General features: G+C 64.5%; 16 protein-coding genes. 9 read left to right on the plus strand and 7 right to left on the minus strand.

What is annotated here, in order from left to right; all coding sequences use genetic code 11:
- Positions 1-9: 9 nt before the first annotated feature.
- Complete coding sequence (gene flgK, locus XH90_RS06870) at positions 10-1,785, plus strand: flagellar hook-associated protein FlgK (RefSeq protein WP_194479830.1); 1,776 nt, start codon at positions 10-12, stop codon at positions 1,783-1,785.
- Between the two features lie 16 nt (positions 1,786-1,801).
- A complete protein-coding gene (locus tag XH90_RS06875) occupies positions 1,802-2,713 on the plus strand; it encodes a flagellin (protein WP_194479831.1) in 912 nt (303 codons plus the stop codon).
- Positions 2,714-2,720: 7 nt separating this feature from the next.
- Here the strand turns inward: XH90_RS06875 and XH90_RS06880 are convergent, their stop codons facing one another.
- From XH90_RS06880 to XH90_RS06900, 6 genes are all read right to left on the minus strand, one after another.
- Positions 2,721-4,289, minus strand: coding sequence for an AMP-binding protein (locus tag XH90_RS06880; RefSeq protein ID WP_194479832.1), 1,569 nt, complete (start codon positions 4,287-4,289; stop codon positions 2,721-2,723).
- 33 nt (positions 4,290-4,322) lie between these two features.
- A complete protein-coding gene (gene upp / locus XH90_RS06885; protein WP_194479833.1) occupies positions 4,323-4,958 on the minus strand; it encodes a uracil phosphoribosyltransferase in 636 nt (211 codons plus the stop codon).
- Between the two features lie 170 nt (positions 4,959-5,128).
- On the minus strand, positions 5,129-5,257 hold the full coding sequence (locus tag XH90_RS39590) for a hypothetical protein (protein ID WP_256442507.1): 129 nt from the start codon (positions 5,255-5,257) through the stop codon (positions 5,129-5,131).
- A 99-nt stretch (positions 5,258-5,356) separates the two neighbouring features.
- Positions 5,357-5,734: a hypothetical protein gene (locus XH90_RS06890; protein WP_194479834.1), complete on the minus strand. Its 378-nt coding sequence runs from the start codon at positions 5,732-5,734 to the stop codon at positions 5,357-5,359.
- Positions 5,735-5,742: 8 nt separating this feature from the next.
- On the minus strand, positions 5,743-5,934 hold the full coding sequence (locus tag XH90_RS06895; protein ID WP_194479835.1) for a hypothetical protein: 192 nt from the start codon (positions 5,932-5,934) through the stop codon (positions 5,743-5,745).
- Positions 5,935-6,139: 205 nt separating this feature from the next.
- The gene (locus XH90_RS06900; RefSeq protein WP_194479836.1) at positions 6,140-6,607 is read right to left on the minus strand and encodes a hypothetical protein; all 468 of its coding nucleotides are present in this window, start codon (positions 6,605-6,607) and stop codon (positions 6,140-6,142) included.
- A gap of 619 nt (positions 6,608-7,226) precedes the next feature.
- Here XH90_RS06900 and XH90_RS06905 point away from each other — a divergent pair.
- From XH90_RS06905 to XH90_RS06930, 6 genes are all read left to right on the plus strand, one after another.
- Positions 7,227-7,316, plus strand: coding sequence for a K(+)-transporting ATPase subunit F (locus XH90_RS06905; RefSeq protein ID WP_035698142.1), 90 nt, complete (start codon positions 7,227-7,229; stop codon positions 7,314-7,316).
- Between the two features lie 112 nt (positions 7,317-7,428).
- Complete coding sequence (gene kdpA / locus XH90_RS06910; protein WP_194479837.1) at positions 7,429-9,132, plus strand: potassium-transporting ATPase subunit KdpA; 1,704 nt, start codon at positions 7,429-7,431, stop codon at positions 9,130-9,132.
- A 17-nt stretch (positions 9,133-9,149) separates the two neighbouring features.
- The gene (gene kdpB, locus XH90_RS06915) at positions 9,150-11,264 is read left to right on the plus strand and encodes a potassium-transporting ATPase subunit KdpB (RefSeq protein WP_194479838.1); all 2,115 of its coding nucleotides are present in this window, start codon (positions 9,150-9,152) and stop codon (positions 11,262-11,264) included.
- Positions 11,265-11,323: 59 nt separating this feature from the next.
- A complete protein-coding gene (locus XH90_RS06920) occupies positions 11,324-11,929 on the plus strand; it encodes a K(+)-transporting ATPase subunit C (RefSeq protein WP_194479839.1) in 606 nt (201 codons plus the stop codon).
- Between the two features lie 40 nt (positions 11,930-11,969).
- Entirely contained in the window at positions 11,970-14,693 is a 2,724-nt protein-coding gene (locus XH90_RS06925; RefSeq protein WP_194479840.1) for a sensor histidine kinase KdpD, read from the plus strand.
- Positions 14,690-15,379 carry a response regulator gene (locus XH90_RS06930; RefSeq protein ID WP_194479841.1) on the plus strand — a complete coding sequence of 230 codons (690 nt, stop codon included), beginning with the start codon at positions 14,690-14,692 and terminating at the stop codon, positions 15,377-15,379. Before XH90_RS06925 ends, XH90_RS06930 begins: the two co-directional genes overlap by 4 nt.
- Positions 15,380-15,428: 49 nt before the next feature.
- Here XH90_RS06930 and XH90_RS06935 read toward each other — a convergent pair whose 3' ends face one another.
- Positions 15,429-16,313 carry a Ku protein gene (locus XH90_RS06935; RefSeq protein WP_194479842.1) on the minus strand — a complete coding sequence of 295 codons (885 nt, stop codon included), beginning with the start codon at positions 16,311-16,313 and terminating at the stop codon, positions 15,429-15,431.
- 118 nt (positions 16,314-16,431) lie between these two features.
- Between XH90_RS06935 and ligD the strand changes: the two genes are divergently transcribed.
- Positions 16,432-19,083, plus strand: a complete 2,652-nt coding sequence (gene ligD, locus XH90_RS06940; RefSeq protein WP_194479843.1) for a DNA ligase D — start codon at positions 16,432-16,434, stop codon at positions 19,081-19,083.
- Positions 19,084-19,093: the final 10 nt, after the last annotated feature.

Consider the following 19,093-nt stretch of genomic DNA (forward strand, 5'->3'; position numbering starts at 1 on the left):
AGGCAAGCCGTGTCGCTCGATATCGCACGATCGATCGCCTTCAGCGGCCTGTCGTCCACGTCGGTGCAGATCAGCGTGACGTCGTCGAACATCTCGAACGCGGACACGACGGGCTATACCAAGAAGACCGCGAACCAGTCGAGCAGCGTCACCAACGGCGTAGGCACCGGCGTAACGGTGACGGGCATCACCTCGACGGTCGACAAGCTGCTGCTGAAGTCGCTGGTCAGTGCCGATTCCGATCTCGGCTCGGCCGACACGACCAACACCTACCTGACCTCGCTGGAGAAGCTCTATGGCTCGACCAGCAGCACCGACAGCTCGTCGACCGGAACCTCCCTCGCGAACAGCATCGCTTCACTGGAATCGGCGCTGTCGTCGCTGGCGAGCACGCCGAGCAGCGCCTCGCTGCAATCCAACGTCGTCAGCGCGCTCGACGATGTCACGAGTCAATTGCGGGACACATCGAGCGGGATCCAGAAGCTCCGCGCCAATGCCGACCAGGACATCGCGTCCTCGATCGACGACGTCAACACGGACTTGCAGAGCATCGCGGACCTGAACGCCGAGATCAAGCAGACGGCGGCGGCCGGCCAGTCGACGGCCGACCTGGAGGACCAGCGCAACACCGCGCTGCAGGACGTCGCCTCCAAGATGAACATCAGCTACTACACCGCGTCGAACGGCGATCTCCAAGTCTACACCACGACCGGGCAGGCGCTGGTCGACAGTTCCGCGCACGAGATCAGCTATACGGCGGCTGCCAATGTGTCGTCGTCGACGACCTATACGACCGGCTCGTCGTCGAGCGGCTTCAGCGCGATCACGGTGAACGGCGTCGACGTCACCTCGCAGATCACTGGCGGGAGCATCGGCGGGCTGATCACGCTCCGAGACAAGACCCTGCCGGCGGCACAGTCCCAGCTCGATCAGCTCGCGACGCAACTCGCCTCCGCGGTCAACACCGTCTCGAACAGCGCCTCCTCGGTGCCGGCGCCGACAACCCTGACCGGGACGACCAGCGTCACCAGCAGCACGGCGCTATCGGCCACCGGCACGGTACGCCTTGCCGTCACCGACCAGAGCGGCAACCTCGTCTCCTACAGCGATCTCGACCTGTCGTCCTATTCGACGGTTGGCGATCTCGTCACTGCCATCAACGGCATTTCCGGGATGTCGGCGTCGATCGATTCCGATGGTCATCTCTCGATCACCGCGACTGGCTCGGGCAATGGCGTCGCCATCAACGAGATGACGAGCTCGGTTGGAAGTTCGAGCGAAGGATTTTCGAACTATTTCGGCCTCAACGACCTCGTGACCGGAACCAGCGCGTCGGATATCGCGGTCAACAGCAGCATCCTGTCAGGCACCAACGAGCTGCAGCTCGCCACGCTGGACTCCTCGTCGAGCCTCACGGTCGGCAGCAGCGTGCTGACGTCGGGGTCGGCGACGGTGGTCAATTCGTTCTACAGCGCATTGACGGCGTCCCGGACGTTTTCGTCCACCGGCGGGCTCGCAGCCACCACGGGGTCGTTCGCCGACTACGCCTCCGCCATCGTGGCGGACGTCGCGAGCAAATCCTCGCAGGCGACGACCAATTACACCGCCAGGGAGACCGCGCAATCGACCTATGCGAGCTCGCTGTCGTCGCAGTCGGGCGTCAACCTCGACGAGGAATCGGCCAATCTGAGCACGCTCCAGAACCAGTATTCGGCGGCCTCCGCGCTGATCTCGGCGATCAACTCGATGTACTCGGCGCTCATCACCGCCGTGCAGTCGTCGTAAGGCGGGGAGCCGGCCCATGGTCGCGATGCGGATCGCCACCTTCGCCCAGTCGAGCAAGATGATCGCCGACGCGATGCGCGTGGAATCGGTCATGGCCAACGAGCAGGTCCAGGAATCCTCGGGCGTCGTCTCGACCGATTTCGGCGGCTACGGCTCGAACGCGCAGCATGTCGTGAATCTCCAGGTCTCGGTGACGCGCGCGCAGTCCTATATCGATGCGGCGACGCTCGCCGACAGCAAGGTCCAGGTGATGTATTCTGCCGTCGGCTCGATGACCGACATCATCACCCAGCTCCGCTCCCAGCTCAGCGCCGCCTCGACCGGAAGCTCGACCGAGACGACCTCGGTGATCTCCTCCGCCCAGCAGATGCTTCAGGAAATGGGCTCGCTGATGAACACGCAATATGACGGCCAGTATGTCTTTGCCGGCGGCAAGACCGACACGGCGCCGGTCGACCTGACCAACTTCTCGTCGGGCACGGGCTCCACGACCTCGGCAGATACCAGCTACTATCAGGGCGACGACGAGATCGCCTCGGTGCGCGTCGCCAACGACAACACTGTCTCGTATGGCGTCACTGCCGACAACTCTGCGTTCGAGGAGGTGATGCGGGTGCTGAAGTTCGTGGCCAACAGCACCTCGCTGTCGTCCTCGGACATCTCCAGCGCGCTCGATCTCGCCGGCACGGCGCTCGACGATACCGCGGCGGTGCAGGCAAGGCTTTCCAGCTCGGCGTCCTCGATCGAGACGGCGAGCGCGCGCCAGACCGACTACAAGAGCTACGCGGAGAGCCTGTCGAACGATCTCACCGGCGTCGACGTCGCCGCCATCACCGCGCAGCTCTCGACCTATCAGGCGCAGCTCACCGCGTCCTATTCGGCGATGTCCAAGATTCTCAGCATGAATCTCGCGAGCTATCTGAAATAGGAGAGGCCTATTCGGCGGCGATCCGCTCCATCGCCATGGCGCGGAGCTTTGCGCGCTGGATCTTGACGCCGTTGGCGCTGTCGGTGACCGGGAAGGAGTCCACGACATAGATCCGTGCCGGAACCTTGTAGCCGGCGATCCGCTCGCGCAGCCGTGCCGTCAGCACATCCTGCTGCGGCGAAGTTTTCGCCGGGATCACGAAAGCGACGCAGCGGGCCTGGCCCTTCAGATCGACCGCGACGACCTGGGCATCGGTGACGCCGTCGCATGATTTGAGTTCATCCTCGATCTCGCCGGGCGCAACCAGGAAGCCGCCGAGCCGCATGGCGTCGCCGGCGCGGGTTTCGTAAACGAAGGCGCCACCGCGGATACGGCCGATATCGCCGGTGCGGAAGAAGCCGTCGGTGGTGATCGCATCGCGCGTCGCATCCGGGTTGTTGAAATAGCCGAGAAAGCGCGACGGCGCGCTGATCTCGATTTCGCCGGAGACGCCGGGCGCGGCAAGCGCGCCGGTCTCGGTGTCGCGCACGCGGACCTTTGCGTCTGGCGACATCGGCCAACCGCCGCCCTCGATGCGGTCGGCGAAGGCGTCGCCGGGGCGGGCGATCGAGAACAGCGCCTGCACCTCGCTGGAGCCGTAGAGACCGAACAGCGGCAGGCCGCGCGACTCGGCCTCTGCGGCCAGCTCACGCCAGCCGGGCTGGAACGCGGCAAAGCCACAGACTTCGAGCTGCGGGAACGGCCGTGGCACGTCGGTCAGCGCAAGGATACGGCGAAACATCTCGTCGGAGCCGAAGGAATGCGTGATCTTGCGCTCGCTGAGGATCTTCAGCGCCGGCGTCGCCTCGAAGGCGTCAAGCACGTGGACGGTTGCACCGCTAGCGATGAAACCGAGCAGACTCGTCATGCCAAAAGTGCCGCAGAACGGCAGCATCGCCAACAGCGAGTGACGCTGCTGTGAGAGCTGTAGCGCTCCGGCCACGGCTCTGGCGTGGCTCGCCAGCGTCCGCTGCGAATGCGCGACCAGTTTTGGTCCTTTGGTGGTGCCCGACGTCGTGTAGAGCAGCACGGGCAGGTCGATATCATCCTGGGTTGGGGCCGGCGGGTAGGGCTTTTCGAAGGCATCGAAGCGCACGCAGGGCCATTGCGCGGGGATCGCATCCGCGCCAACCACCGCGAGCTTTTGCAGAGCGGGCACTTCGTCCTTGCCGATGCCGGCGAGGATGGACGCGAAATCGATCGAGCGGAATGCCGCCTCGACCACCAGCAGCTTGGCGCCGGACCACTTCAGGAGATGTGCCACCTCCGCGCTGCGGTAGCGCGTGTTGACGGCGGCGACGATCGCACCCAACCGGGCGGCGGCAAACAGCAGCGCGATCCATTCGACCCGGTTGACCAGCCAGACCGCGACGACGTCGCCCTTGCCGATCCCCTGCGCCGCAAGCCACGCCGTGGTCTGCCCGACCTTTCGCGAAAACTCCGCGCGCGAGACGGGCCTGCCGTCGAACACGAGAACGGGATCGGTGGGGCTCTCCGATCCAATCAGCGATTGCAATGAAACATCGTCGGCGTGCATGGCAACCGGAGTAGCCGGATCGCGCAAACCTGTCTACTTGGTGCCGAACATCCGGTCGCCGGCGTCGCCAAGACCCGGCACGATGTAGCCGTGATCGTTGAGCCGCTCATCGATCGCGGCGGTCCAGATCGGCACATCGGGATGCTCGCTCTGAAACTGCGCGATGCCTTCGGGCGCCGCCAAAAGGCAGACGAAGCGGATGTCGCGGGCGCCGCGGTCCTTGAGCAGGGAGGCGCCGGCGCAGGCTGAATTGCCGGTTGCCAGCATCGGGTCCATCAGGATCACGGTACGGTCGGACAGGTCCTGCGGGGCCTTGAAGTAATATTCCACGGCCTGCAACGTCTCGGGGTCCCGGTAGAGCCCGATATGGGCGATGCGGGCCGAAGGCATCAGCGCCAGCATGCCGTCGAGGAAGCCGACGCCGGCGCGCAGGATCGGCGCCAGCGTGAGCTTCTTGCCGGCAATCTTCGGCGCCCGCATCGGCGAGATCGGCGTCTCGATCTCGACCAGCTCGAGCGGCAGATCGCGCGTCACCTCGTAGCCGAGCAGCATCCCGATCTCGTTCAGGATCTCGCGAAAGCTCTTGGTCGAGCGGTCCTTCTCCCGCATCAGGGAAAGCTTGTGCTGGACCAGGGGGTGGGCGACGACGTTCACGCTGCTCATGCTCATGCAGCCGATCTAGCACGGTTCCGCAAAACTGCGCCAGATCGCCCGGACGTTTTCCGCAAGGGGCGGGCCGGCCTATCCAGGCATCGCAATCGCCGTGCGTGCCCGGTTGCTCGCCTCCTGGGCAGCGGTGATCAATTCGCGGTCGATCGCGCGGGAGCGATCGGGGAGACCTAGACCCCGAGGCCGCGCGCGGCGAGCGTGATCACGATCGTCAGGACCGCTCCCCAGATCAGGCTCAGCGTCATGGTCAGGATGGTCGTGGTGACCGCGTGCTCGAGATGTCCTTTGAGAAACGGCATTCTAGCTGTCCGAAGTGGGTGCCGCCGTAAGCCGCACGCCGAGCAACAATGCGCCCATCAACGCCACCAGGATGGCAATCTTGAGCTCGATCATGCCGACTACCTCGCGGCGAGGCGTGCCACGAGCCTCCTGGCCTGCGCTGCCAGACTGATCAGCGGATTGCCGCGGTTCTCGAGGTCGAGCTCGAAGGTCTCGGTGGGAAACACCAGTGCGCAGCGCGCCGGCGCGCTCTGGCGGTTGGCGAAATCGACGGCCGATCTCTTGAACAGAAACAGGCCGCCGATGCGGCCGCGCGCCTCGCGCGCGACCCAGAGGCCAGCCGTGTTGCGGCCGATGAAGAAGGCGGGAATGGCGGCGCTGAGCACGTCGGGATCCAGCGGCTTGACCTCCGCAACAGGCCGCTGGCGGGGCTGGCGATGTGCGGCTTGAAGAGCAATCGCGGCCATGGCGGCATCCTCACACATTTGCAAGGTCATAACAGCGCTCAGGCGTGAAGGTGCCAGATATAGATCGCGGTCTTCAGCGCGATCAGGGCAGTCAGCACGCTGCCCATCGTGAGCACCGCAAGCATGCGCAAGGCGACGCGCTTGAGCCGGGCCTTGCGCTCCATGGAGATTCGGGCCGGGCGTTCGGCCCAGTTGAGGGATCGCTCAAAGCCCTGTGTCAGCATCGACATGTCGGAAGTCCTTATCCGCGGAGCGACGAGACGGTCGCTCCAATCTGGCTTCCATGATGGGCATCGCGGCGTAGGATTGCGAGATGGGCGAGGCTGCTGTCATATAGGAGCGCCATAAAGGCGCGGTCCATGATTGAATCCGCGCCGGCCGCTTCAGCGCGCCGCGCGAGTTCGGCCGGGCATCGCCCACAAGCTCGCGATCAGCTCAGCCGATATTCTCGCAGGCCACCGGCTCATAGAGCGCATCCGGGGCAGGACGCACGCTGGGAACGCTCGGCCGCGAGGTTTCGACGGCCAGTGCCTGGACCTCCACGAACGCCGACAGCAGCGCGATCGCGAGGTCGCCGTGGCATCCCTCGACCGCGGCATCGAGCCAATCCGGCAGTTCGCGTTCACGCGACAGCGCGCAGTGCCATTCGCCTTCGTCATAGGCGATGCGGCGGACGTGCCACAGCGGCAGCTCGAGCTCCATCAATGCCAAGGCGGCATCGGTCCAGGCCTCTGCATCGATCAGCTGGGTCAGGCGGGCGGTGCGCTCGCTTTGACGGAGCGAGGGGATTCGCCGGCAGGCCTTGTCCATGATTTCGCGCATCAGCGGACCGGTCATGCCTTGCGCATTGCGCAGGCGGTCGCTGAGGGAGGGGGAATCGTAAGGTCGGAAAGCGACGGTCATGTCAGGCCTCCTGGAAGTGGCGTCGGTCAGTCGGCCGGCCTCTTCAGGATGGCGGGAGGGGCATTGGAAAACGAGATGGAGCGAGGCTGGGAGATATAGGAATTTCATAAAGGTGGGATTCGGTGAGGAGCACGATCCTGTTGCCAACCCCTCCGCCGTCATCCCCGCGAAGGCGGGATCCATAACCCCCGGGGGACGTTGCGGAGTGAAATCGATGACCGCGAGTCATCGCCAAACTCCTCCCTGGGGTTATGGATCCCGGATCTGCGCTTCGCTTGTCCGGGAGTACAGCGGGGGTGGGCGCGCCGACTTGTTTCGATCGCACCTGCCGCCCGGCCCTTTATGAGATTCCTATAACTTCGCCAGAACCCTCGTCTCGAAAACATATGCTCGTGGTGTCACTTCAGCACAGTCAAGAGTCCCGTCTGGCTAACGGAAATGCGTCGGGTTTCGCTTTTCGTCGATGCCGCCGGGTCCACGAGAAAGAGTTGCCCCCGGCATAGGGACGCAACGAGGAGCATCCCATGATGGACATTCTCATGCTGGCGCTGGCTGCGGCGTTCTTCGCGCTGGCGATTGGCTACACTTACGCCTGCGAGCGGTTGTGAAGGAGCGCACCATGATCTTCGACTATGCGCTCGCCGGTGCCGTCTCGTTCGGCCTCCTGATCTACCTCACCTATGCGTTGCTGCGGCCAGAACGATTCTGAGCCGTGCTGCTGCTTGTCGAACTGCTGCTGGCGGACGTTGCGCTCGTCGGCTGCCTGCTTGTGGTGCTGCTGCCGCTGTTGCGCCGGACACCGAGCCTGAAGGGTTGATTCCATGACCATGATCGGTTGGCTCCAGATCATTCTCTATTGTGCGATCATCGTCGCGCTCGCCAAGCCGCTCGGCTGGTACATGACGCGCGTGTTCAATGGCGAAAAGACGTTCCTCTCGCCGGTGCTGCGTCCCATCGAGGCCGGCATCTACTGGATCTCAGGCGTCGACGAGAAGCGCGAGCAGCATTGGCTGACCTATACGGTTTCCATGCTGTTGTTCCATGTCGGCGGCTTCCTCATCATCTACGGCGTGATGCGCTTGCAGGCGCTGCTGCCTTTCAATCCGGCCGGGCAGGTCGCTGTGGCGGAAGATCTCTCATTCAACACCGCGATCTCCTTCATCACGAACACCAACTGGCAGAATTACGGTGGTGAAAGCACGCTGTCTTATCTGGTGCAGATGGTCGGCCTGACACATCAGAATTTCCTGTCGGCGGCGACGGGCATTGCGCTTGCCGTTGCACTGATCCGCGGCTTCGCGCGGGCGTCGGTGCGCACGGTCGGAAATTTCTGGGTGGACGTCACCCGATGCACGCTCTACGTGCTGCTGCCGATCTGTGTCGTCTACACGCTGTTCCTGGTCTCGCAAGGCATGCCGCAGACGCTCGGAGACTATGTCGAGGCCACCACGCTCGAGGGCGCCAAGCAGACCATCGCGGTCGGCCCCGTCGCCTCGCAAGTCGCGATCAAGATGCTGGGCACCAATGGCGGTGGCTTCTTCAATGCCAACGCCGCGCACCCCTTCGAGAATCCGACCGCGCTGTCGAACTTCGTACAGATGCTGTCGATCTTCGCGCTGGGTGCGGCGCTGACCAACGTGTTCGGCCGCATGGTCGGTAACCAGCGCCAGGGCTGGGCGATCCTGGCCGTGATGGGCGTGCTGTTCGTCGCCGGCGTGGCCGTCACCTACTGGGCGGAAGCGAACGGGACCTCGACGCTCCAGGCGCTCGGCCTCGCCGGCGGCAACATGGAGGGCAAGGAAGTCCGCTTCGGCATCGTCGCGTCCTCATTGTTCGCCGTGATCACCACGGCCGCCTCCTGCGGTGCGGTCAACGCCATGCATGACAGCTTTACCGCGCTCGGCGGCATGATCCCGCTGATCAACATCGAACTCGGCGAGATCGTCGTCGGCGGCGTCGGCGCGGGCATGTACGGCATGCTGCTGTTCGTCATTCTCGCGATCTTCGTGGCCGGCCTGATGGTCGGCCGCACCCCCGAATATGTCGGCAAGAAGATCGAGGCGCGCGAGGTGAAGATGGCGATGCTGGCGATCCTGGTGCTGCCGCTGATGATCCTCGGCTGGACCGCCGTCGGCGTGGTCTATGCGCCGGCCGTCGCCTCCATGGCCAATGCCGGCCCGCACGGTTTCACCGAGGTGCTCTATGCCTATACATCGGCGACCGGCAACAACGGCTCGGCCTTCGCAGGCCTCACCGGCAACACCTTCTTCTACAACCTCACACTTGCGAGCGCGATGTTCGTCGGCCGCTTCTTCATGATCGTTCCGGCGATGGCGATCGCGGGCTCGCTTGCCGCCAAGAAATCAATCCCGCCGTCAACGGGCACGTTCCCGACCACCGGCGGGCTGTTCGTCGGTCTCGTCGTCGGCGTGATCCTGATCATTGGCGGCCTCACCTTCTTCCCGGCACTCGCGCTCGGCCCGATCGTCGAGCATCTCGCGATGAACGCCGGTACCGTCTTCTGATGTCTGGAGTGACCTCCATGGAAACCATGAAATTGCAAAAGCGCGCGTCCGTCTCGGCGATGCTCGACCCCAAGATCGTCGTGCCCGCGATCCGCGCGTCCGTCACCAAGCTCGATCCGCGGCTCATGATCAAGAACCCCGTGATGTTCGTGGTCGAGATCGTGGCTGCTCTCACCACGGTGATTTTCCTGCGCGACCTCGTCACGGGTGGGGCCAATCTCGGCTTCACTTTCCAGATCATCCTCTGGCTCTGGTTCACCGTGTTGTTCGCCAACTTCGCCGAAGCGGTGGCCGAGGGCCGTGGCAAGGCGCAGGCGGACTCGCTGCGCAAGACCCGCACTGAAAGCCAGGCCAAGCTTCTGACCGGCACCGGCCGGGATTTCAAGCTCGTGCCCGGCACGAGCCTGAAGGTTGGCGACATCGTGCTGGTCGAGGCCGGGGATACCATTCCGTCCGACGGCGAGGTGATCGAGGGCGTTGCTTCCGTCAACGAAGCCGCCATCACGGGTGAATCCGCACCCGTGATCCGCGAATCCGGCGGCGACCGCTCGGCGGTGACCGGCGGCACCCAGGTGCTGTCCGACTGGATCCGCGTTCGCATCACGGCTGCGCAGGGCTCGACCTTCATCGACCGCATGATCAGGCTGGTCGAGGGCGCTGAGCGGGCGAAGACGCCGAACGAGATCGCGCTCAACATCCTGCTCGCCGGCCTCACCATCATCTTCGTGTTCGCCACCGTCACCATTCCGAGCTACGCGGCCTATGCCGGCGGTTCGATCTCGGTGATCGTTCTGGTCGCGCTGTTCGTGACGCTCATTCCGACCACCATCGGCGCGCTGCTGTCGGCGATCGGCATCGCCGGCATGGATCGCCTGGTGCGCTTCAACGTGCTGGCGATGTCCGGCCGCGCGGTCGAAGCCGCCGGCGACGTCGATACGCTGCTGCTCGACAAGACCGGCACCATCACGCTCGGCAACCGCCAGGCGACGGCGTTCCGCCCCGTTCGCGGTGTGACCGAGCAGGAGCTGGCGGACGCCGCTCAGCTCGCCTCGCTTGCCGACGAAACCCCGGAAGGACGGTCCATCGTCGTGCTCGCGAAGGAAAAATACGGCATCCGCGGCCGCGACATGGGAGAATTGGGCGCGACGTTCGTTCCGTTCACGGCGCAGACCCGCATGAGCGGCGTCGATGCCGGCGGGTCATCCGTGCGCAAGGGTGCGGTCGATGCCATCCTGAACTACATCGGCGGCGGTGCCGCGCAGGCGGTCGCCACGGGAAACGCCGTACGCGCTATTCAACCCTCACCGAATTCCGACATGGCGCGGGAGATTCAGGCAATTTCCGATGAGATCGCCAAGGCCGGCGGCACGCCGCTGGCGGTCGCCAAAGACGGCAGGCTGCTCGGCGTCATCCAGCTCAAGGACATCGTCAAGGGCGGCATCCGCGAGCGCTTTGCCGAACTGCGTCGCATGGGCATCCGCACCGTCATGATCACCGGCGACAATCCGATGACTGCGGCTGCGATCGCAGCGGAAGCCGGTGTCGATGACTTCCTGGCGCAGGCAACGCCCGAGGACAAGCTGAAGCTGATCCGTGACGAGCAGGCCAAGGGCAAGCTGGTGGCGATGTGCGGCGACGGCACGAACGACGCGCCGGCGCTCGCGCAGGCCGATGTCGGCGTCGCCATGAACACCGGCACCCAGGCCGCCCGCGAGGCCGGCAACATGGTCGACCTCGACTCCAACCCGACCAAGCTGATCGAGGTGGTCGAGATCGGGAAGCAGCTGTTGATGACGCGCGGCGCGCTGACGACGTTCTCGATCGCCAACGACGTCGCAAAATACTTTGCGATCATCCCGGCGATGTTCCTGGCGTTCTACCCGCAGCTGAACGTGCTCAACGTCATGAACCTGTCGAGCCCACAGAGCGCTATTCTGTCGGCGATCATCTTCAACGCGCTCATCATCGTCGGCTTGATCCCGCTGGCGCTGAAGGGCGTTGCCTATCGTGCGGTGGGTGCAGGGGCGCTGCTTCGGCGTAACCTCTTGATCTACGGCCTTGGCGGTATCGTCATTCCCTTCATCGGCATCAAGGCGATTGACCTCGTTGTTGTTGCCTTGCACCTGGCCTAACCGTCGTCGCGGGGGCGCAACGCGCGCCTCGCGTCGCGACGAAGAATTGGAGACCCAACATGCTCAGAGAAATCCGCCCCGCCATCGTCCTGTTGCTGGTGCTCACCGCCATCACGGGCCTGGCCTACCCGCTCGCCATGACCGGTATCGCCGGCGCGATCTTTCCCGCCAAGGCGCAAGGCAGCCTGATCGAGAAGGACGGCAAGGTGATCGGCTCTACCCTGATCGGCCAGGAGTTCAAGGACGACAAATATTTCCATGGCCGCCCCTCGGCGACGCTGGCGCCGGACCCCAATGATTCGACCAAGACGGTGTCCGCTCCCTACAACGCCGCCAATTCCGGCGGCTCCAATCTCGGCCCGACCAGCAAGGCGCTGGCCGACCGGCTGAAGGAGGATGTGGACAAGCTGAAGGCCGAAAATCCGAACGCCGCCGTGCCGGTGGATCTGGTCACGACCTCGGCGAGCGGTCTCGATCCCGACATTTCGCCCGAAGCGGCCGAATTCCAGGTGCCGCGCGTTGCCAAGGTGCGCAACATGTCGGAGGATTCGCTGAAGCAGCTCGTCGTCGCCAACACCCAGGGCCGCCTGCTCGGCGTGCTCGGCGAACCCAGGGTTAACGTTCTGGCGCTGAATCTCGCGCTGGATCGTGCCTCCGCGAAGTAGCGCTCTAGGCTGGGGATTTCAGGGTGACTATATTGGCCTGATGGTTCAACAGCGCCGCGATCCCGAACAACGTCCGTCGCCGGAGGCGCTGCTGGAAGCAGCGCGCCGGGAGGAGAGCGCGAGCGGCAAGCTGAAGATCTTCGTCGGCGCCGCCCCCGGTGTCGGCAAGACCTACGAGATGCTGCAGAGCGCCCATGCCAGGCGCAAGGCCGGCATCGACGTCGTGGTCGGCTTCGTCGAGACCCATGGCCGCGCCGAGACCGAGGCACTGATGCGAGGGCTCGAAGTGGTCCCCCGCAAGCGGCTCGACTATCGCGGCCAGATCGTCGAGGAGATGGACCTCGATGCGGTGATCGCGCGGCGGCCGAAGATCGCTCTGGTCGACGAACTCGCCCACACCAACGCGGCCGGAAGCCGTCATCCCAAACGCTATCTCGACGTCGAGGAGCTGCTCTCCCACGGCATCGACGTCTATACCGCCGTCAACATCCAGCACATCGAGAGCCTGAACGACGTCGTTGCCCAGATCACCCATGTGCGAGTGCGCGAGACCGTGCCGGATTCGATCTTCGATCGCGCCGATGCGATCGAGCTGATCGACCTCACCCCCGACGATCTGATCCAGCGCCTGCGCGAGGGCAAGGTCTACGTTCCCAAGCAGGCCGAGCGCGCGCTGGAGCATTATTTCTCGCCAGGCAATCTGACCGCGCTCCGCGAGCTCGCGCTGCGGCGGACGGCCGAGCGGGTCGACGAGCAGCTTCTCACCCACATGCAGGCGAACGCCATCGCCGGTCCCTGGGCCGCGGGCGAGCGCATCCTCGTTTGCGTCAGCGAGGATCCGCGCGCAGCCGGGCTCGTGCGTTACACCAAGCGGCTGGCAGATCGACTGCATGCCCCGTTTACGGCGATCTCGATCGAGACGCGGCGCTCGCTCCAGCTCTCCGAGCAGGAGCGCGACCGGCTCGCCGATACGTTGCGGCTGGCCGAATCGCTCGGCGGCGAGGCCCTGACGATCCCCGCGGTTGGCCGGCGCATCGCCGACGACGTCATCAACTTCGCGCAGGGCAACAACGTCACCCAGATCGTGATCGGCAAGTCGACCCGCTCGCGCTGGTTCGAGATGACGCGCGGCTCCGTCGTGCATGATCTGGTGCGCCGCGCCGGCAATATCAGCGTTCATGTCATTCCCGGTGACGAACTGCCGGACGAGGCGGCACCCAAAACGGCGGTGCAGACCGCCGCGCGGGCCGAGCCGTTCAATCCGCTGCCTTATCTGAAATCGCTCGGCGTCGTGCTAGTCGGCCTCGGTGCCGCCGAACTGTTGCAGCCGCGGTTCGGCATCGAGAACGTCGACCTCGTGCTGATGACCGCAGTCGTCGCGGTCGCGGTGCGCTATGGACTGTGGCCGTCGCTGCTGGCGAGCCTCGCTGCCTCGCTCGCCTATAACTTCTTTTTCCTGCCGCCGGTCTACACCTTCACCATCACGGATCCGACCAACGTCGCTGCATTCTTCTTTTTCATGCTGATCGCGATCCTGGTCTCGAATGTCGCCGCGCGCGTCCGCACCCAGGCCGACACCGCGATCGGCCGCATCCGCACCACCGAACAGCTCTACGCGTTCAGCCGCAAGCTCGCCGGCACGGCCACCCTCGATGACGTGCTATGGGCCTCGGCCTACCAGATCGCGCTGATGCTGAAAGTCCGCGTGGTGCTGCTGCTGCCGGAGGACGGGCTTTTGACGGTGAAGTCGGGCTATCCGCCGGAGGACCAGCTCGATCAGGCCGACCTCGCGGCCGCCAACTGGGCCTGGAGCAACGATCGCTCCGCCGGCCGCGGGTCCGATACGCTGCCGGGCGCCAAGCGCCTGTTCCTGCCGATGCGCACCGGGCGCGGCCCGATCGGCGTCATCGGCATCGACAACGACCGCACCGGCCCGCTGCTGACGCCGGACCAGCGCCGGCTGCTGGATGCGCTGGTGGATCAAGGCGCGCTCGCGATCGAGCGCGTGTTGCTGGTCGAGGACATGGACCGCGTCAAGCGCACCGTCGAATCCGAGCGGTTGCGCTCGGCGCTGTTGACCTCGATCTCGCACGATCTGAAGACACCGCTCGCCTCCGTGCTGGGCGCGGCTTCGACCATGCGCGACCTCGCCGGGGCGCTGTCCGACACCGAAAAGCGCGATCTGCTCGCGACCGTGATCGACGAATCCGAGCGGCTCAACCGCTTCATCGCCAATCTGCTCGACATGACCAAGCTCGAATCCGGCGCCATCGTACCCAACACGGCGCTGCATGATCTTGGCGAGATCGTCGGCAGCGCGCTGCGGCGGGCATCGAAGATCCTCACCGCGCACAAGGTCGAGCTCGTGCTTTCAGCCGATCTGCCGATGCTGGAGCTCGACGCCGTGCTGTTCGAGCAGGTGTTGTTCAACCTGCTCGATAACGCCGCGAAATATTCGCAGCCCGAGACCACGATTGCGATCAGGAGCCGGCGCGAGCGTGACCAGGTGGTGCTGGATATCGCCGACGAAGGCGCCGGCATTCCGCCCGACGAGCTCGAGAGCGTGTTCGACAAGTTCTACCGCGTGCAGAAGGGCGACCATGTGCGCCCCGGCACCGGGCTCGGGCTTGCCATCTCCCGCGGCTTCGTCGAGGCGATGCGCGGCACGATCACGGCTGCCAACCGCAGCGACCGGACCGGCGCCGTCCTCACCATCCGTCTGCCGGTTCCGGCTCAGACCCACGCATTGGATACCGCCGCATGAGCGCTGCCCCGATCAAGGTTCTGGTGATCGACGACGAGCCGCCGATCCGCAAATTGCTGCGGATGGGACTGTCGACGCAGGGTTACGAAATCCTGGAGGCGTCGAGCGGCAAGATCGCGCTGGAGAAGCTCAGCGAAGAGCCGGCCTTGATCATTCTCGATCTCGGCCTGCCCGATATCCAGGGCCACGAGCTGCTGAGCACCATCCGCGCGCGCAACGAGAGCGTCCCGATCGTGGTGCTGTCGAGTCGCGGCGATGAGGCCGGCAAGGTGCAGGCGCTCGATCTCGGGGCCGACGACTACCTGACCAAGCCATTCGGCATGGACGAGCTGCTGGCGCGGCTGCGCGCCGCGTTGCGGCACCAGCTCCAGGTGCAGGGCGAGCGCCCGGTGTTCCGCACCGGCGATCTCTCGGTCGATCTTGTCCGCCGCATCGTCAAGCTCGGCGAGCGCGAGATAAAACTGTCGCCGAAGGAATATGACCTGCTGCGGGTGCTGGTCCAGCACGCCGGCAAGGTGCTGACGCATCGGTTTCTGCTCAAGGAGCTATGGGACGAATTGACGGATGCACAATATCTGCGCGTCTACGTCCGCCAGCTCCGCCAGAAGATCGAGGCCGATCCGGAGCGCCCGCAATACGTGCTGACCGAGACGGGGATCGGGTACCGGCTGAAGGCGGGGGATTAGGCCCCGCCGTCTTCCGGGCTCGATGCTTTGCATCGGGCCGGAATGATGACTACCCCGCCTTTCGATGTGGCGCCGTCGACCGTTGCGTCTTCCGTGTAGCCCGCCGCCGGCCCGTCGCCCGTCGCGCATGGGACTTCGAGGTCGTCTTCTTCCCGCCGCGCCCCTTCAGGCTCTGCTTCAGCGCATCCATCAGGCTGACGACGTTGCTCGGCTTCTCCTCGCGCTCCGGCAACTCGATGGTCTTGCCGCTTGCCTTCCGCTTCACCAGCGCCTTCAGCGCGGTCTCGTAGTCGTCCTTGAATTTGCTCGGGTCGAAATGAGCGGCCTTGGTATGCAGGATATGTCCGGCGAGCTCGACCATGTCCTTGGTGATCTTCGGGCTCTTGATATCGTCGAAGAACGGGTCCTCGTCGCGCAGCTCGTAGGGAAAGCGCAGCGTGGTGCCGAGCAGGCCCTTGCCGAGCGGCTCGATTGCGATGATGTGCTCGCGGTTGGTGAGCACGATCTTGGCGAGCGCGACGCGGTCCTGGTCCTTCATGGCATCGCGGATCACGGCAAAGGCGTCAATCGCGGCCTTGCCTTCGGGCGCGATGTAGTAGGGGTGGTTGAGATAGCGCTGGTCGATCTCCTCGCTCGGGACAAAGCTCTCGATGTCGATGATGTGGTTGCTTTCGATCTGAACGGCTTCGAGCTCCTCCGGCTCGATCTCGACATACTTGCCCTTGCGCAGCTCGTAGCCCCGGCCCTTCTGGTCGCTCTCGACGATGTCGCCGGTCTCGGCATCCACCATCTGTTGCTTGAGCCGGTTGCCGGTCTCGCGGTTGATCATGTGAAACCGCGTCTTCTCGGCCGCCGTGGTCGCGGGATACAGCGCGACCGGGCAGCTGACCAGCGAGAGTTTCAACGTTCCTTTCCAATAGGCGCGCGGAGCCATTCCATTCTCCTGTGATTTCAAGGCGTTTTGGAACCCCAACAACCCCATAGGGTTTTGGTTCCGGGTGGGACTTTTGCCATGATAGGCTTCACTGCGATTAGCGAATGCGGGACCGGACGTGCTGCGAAAACTCTCCACCTATCGACAGAAGCGTGATTTCGAGAAGACGCCGGAGCCCTCGGGCGAGGCCGGGGTTGCACCCTCGAAACAGCGGCGCTTCGTGATCCAGAAGCATGACGCCACGCGGCTGCATTACGATTTTCGTCTCGAGTTCGATGGCGTCTTCAAGTCCTGGGCAGTGACGAAAGGGCCGTCGCTCAATCCGCACGACAAGCGATTGGCGGTGGAGGTCGAGGACCATCCGCTCGACTACGGCGATTTCGAAGGGACGATTCCCGAGGGACAGTATGGTGGCGGCACGGTGATGCTGTGGGATCGCGGCACATGGGAGTCCGACAATCCCGAAGCCGGTTTCAAGAAGGGCGACCTGAAGTTCACGCTCCACGGCGACAAGCTGCATGGAAGCTGGGTGCTGGTGCGCATGCGCAATCGCGGCGGCGAAAAGCGCACCAATTGGCTGCTGATCAAGCACCGCGACGAATACGCCAGCGAGGACGAGGATATCTTGGCGGAGGACAAATCGGTCGCCTCCGGACGTGCCATGGCGCAGATCACTAGCGGCAAGGGCCGCGCACCAAAGCCGTTCATGCTGGCGAAAGGCAAGGGCAAGGCCGACGCGGTCTGGGAGTCCGATCGGGCCGAGGAGACGAAAGGGCGGACCGTCAAGCCGGCGCCTCGCGCCGCGTTGAAGAGCGTCAAGTCGTCGAAAAAGAAGGCTACCACTGCGACGACGGCCAAGAAGGTCTCGGAGATGCCGGACTTCGTCGCACCGCAGCTTTGCACGCCGGTCGAGCGGCCGCCGGGCGGCGATGGCTGGTGCCACGAGATCAAGTTCGACGGCTACCGCGTGCAACTCCGCGTCGAGGACGGCGAAGCCACGCTCAAGACGCGCAAAGGTCTCGACTGGACCGGGAAATTCGCGTCGATCGCGAAGGAGGCCGGTTCGTTGCCGGACGCCTTGATCGACGGCGAGATCGTTGCGCTCGACCATAACGGTGCGCCGAACTTTTCCTCGCTCCAGGCCGCGCTGTCCGACGGCAAGACCGGGGACCTGATCTTCTTTGCCTTCGACCTGCTGTTCGCCAAGGGGCTCGACTATCGTCGCCTGCCCCTTGGCGAGCGGAAACAGCGCCTCAAGACGTTGCTGGAGGCGCGCAAGGCAAGATCGAGTCAGATCCGTTATGTCGAGCATTTCGAAACCGGTGGGGATGCGGTGCTGCAATCGGCCTGCAAGCTCGAGCTCGAAGGGGTCGTGTCGAAGAAGCTGGATGCGCCCTATCGTTCCGGACGTACCGAAAGCTGGACCAAGGCAAAATGCCGCGCCGGGCATGAGGTCGTGATCGGCGGCTACAAGACCACCAACGGAAAATTCCGTTCGCTGATGGCTGGCGTGCATCGGGACGATCACCTCGCCTTCGTCGGAATGGTCGGGACCGGATTTGGTGCCGACAAGGTCAAACGCATCATGCCGTCGCTGAAAGCCATGGAGGCCAGGGAAAGCCCCTTCGGCGGCAGGAATGCACCGAAGAAGACGCGCGATGTGCATTGGCTGAAGCCCGAGCTGGTGGCCGAGATCGAATTCGCAGGCTTCACGGCCGACGGCAATATCCGCCAGGCTGCGTTCAAGGGCCTGCGGCAGGACAAGCCGGCCGAAGAGGTTGAGGCGGAAACGCCCGTCGCTACAGAACTGGTTAAGCCTTCGGCCAGGAAGCGCGTGCCCGCGAAGCCGGCGAAGGGGAACGGCACCGCCGAGGTGATGGGTGTCGTCATCTCGAAGCCGGAGAAAGAGCTGTGGTCGGACGGAGGGGATGGCGAGGGCGTCACCAAGCTCGACCTTGCGCGCTATTTCGAGGCGGTTGGCGCCTGGATGATCGAGCACATCAAGGGCCGCCCTTGCTCGATCCTGCGCGCGCCCGACGGCATCGGCGGCGAAACATTCTTCCAGCGCCATGCCATGCAGGGCACCTCGAACCTGCTCGAACTGGCCAAGGTCTCCGGGGATCGCAAGCCCTACTTGCAGATTGATCGCGTCGAAGGGCTTGCGGCGGTCGCGCAGATCGGCGGCGTCGAGCTGCATCCCTGGAATTGCGCGCCTGACGCCTATGACACGCCGGGCCGCTTGGTGTTCGACCTCGATCCCGCGCCGGACGTGAAGTTCGCCGACGTCGTCGAGGCGGCCAGGGAGATGCGGCAGCGGCTCACTGACGTCGGCATGGACAGTTTTTGCAAGACCACCGGCGGCAAGGGCCTCCACGTCGTGGTTCCGCTGCTGCATGGTGCACGCGACAAGGTGAGCTGGAAGGAAGCCAAGGCGTTCGCGCAAGGGGTCTGCCAGTGGATGGCCGATGACGATCCCGATCGTTACCTGCTCAACATGTCGAAGAAGCTGCGCAACGGAAAGATTTTCCTGGACTATCTGCGCAATGATCGCCTGTCCACGGCAGTGGCGCCGCTGTCGCCGCGCGCACGCGAGGGTGCTAGCGTGTCGATGCCCGTGACCTGGGCGCAGGTGAAGAGTGATCTCGATCCGAAGAAATACACAGTGCGGACCGTGCCGAGCCTGCTGGCGCGATCGAAGGCGTGGGACGGCTATGACGATGCGGCAGCGTCGATCAAGGCGGCGATGAAGAAGCTTGCGGGGAAAAAGTAGGGTGGGTTAG

This window comes from Bradyrhizobium sp. CCBAU 53338, from assembly GCF_015291665.1.
Lineage (GTDB): Bacteria > Pseudomonadota > Alphaproteobacteria > Rhizobiales > Xanthobacteraceae > Bradyrhizobium.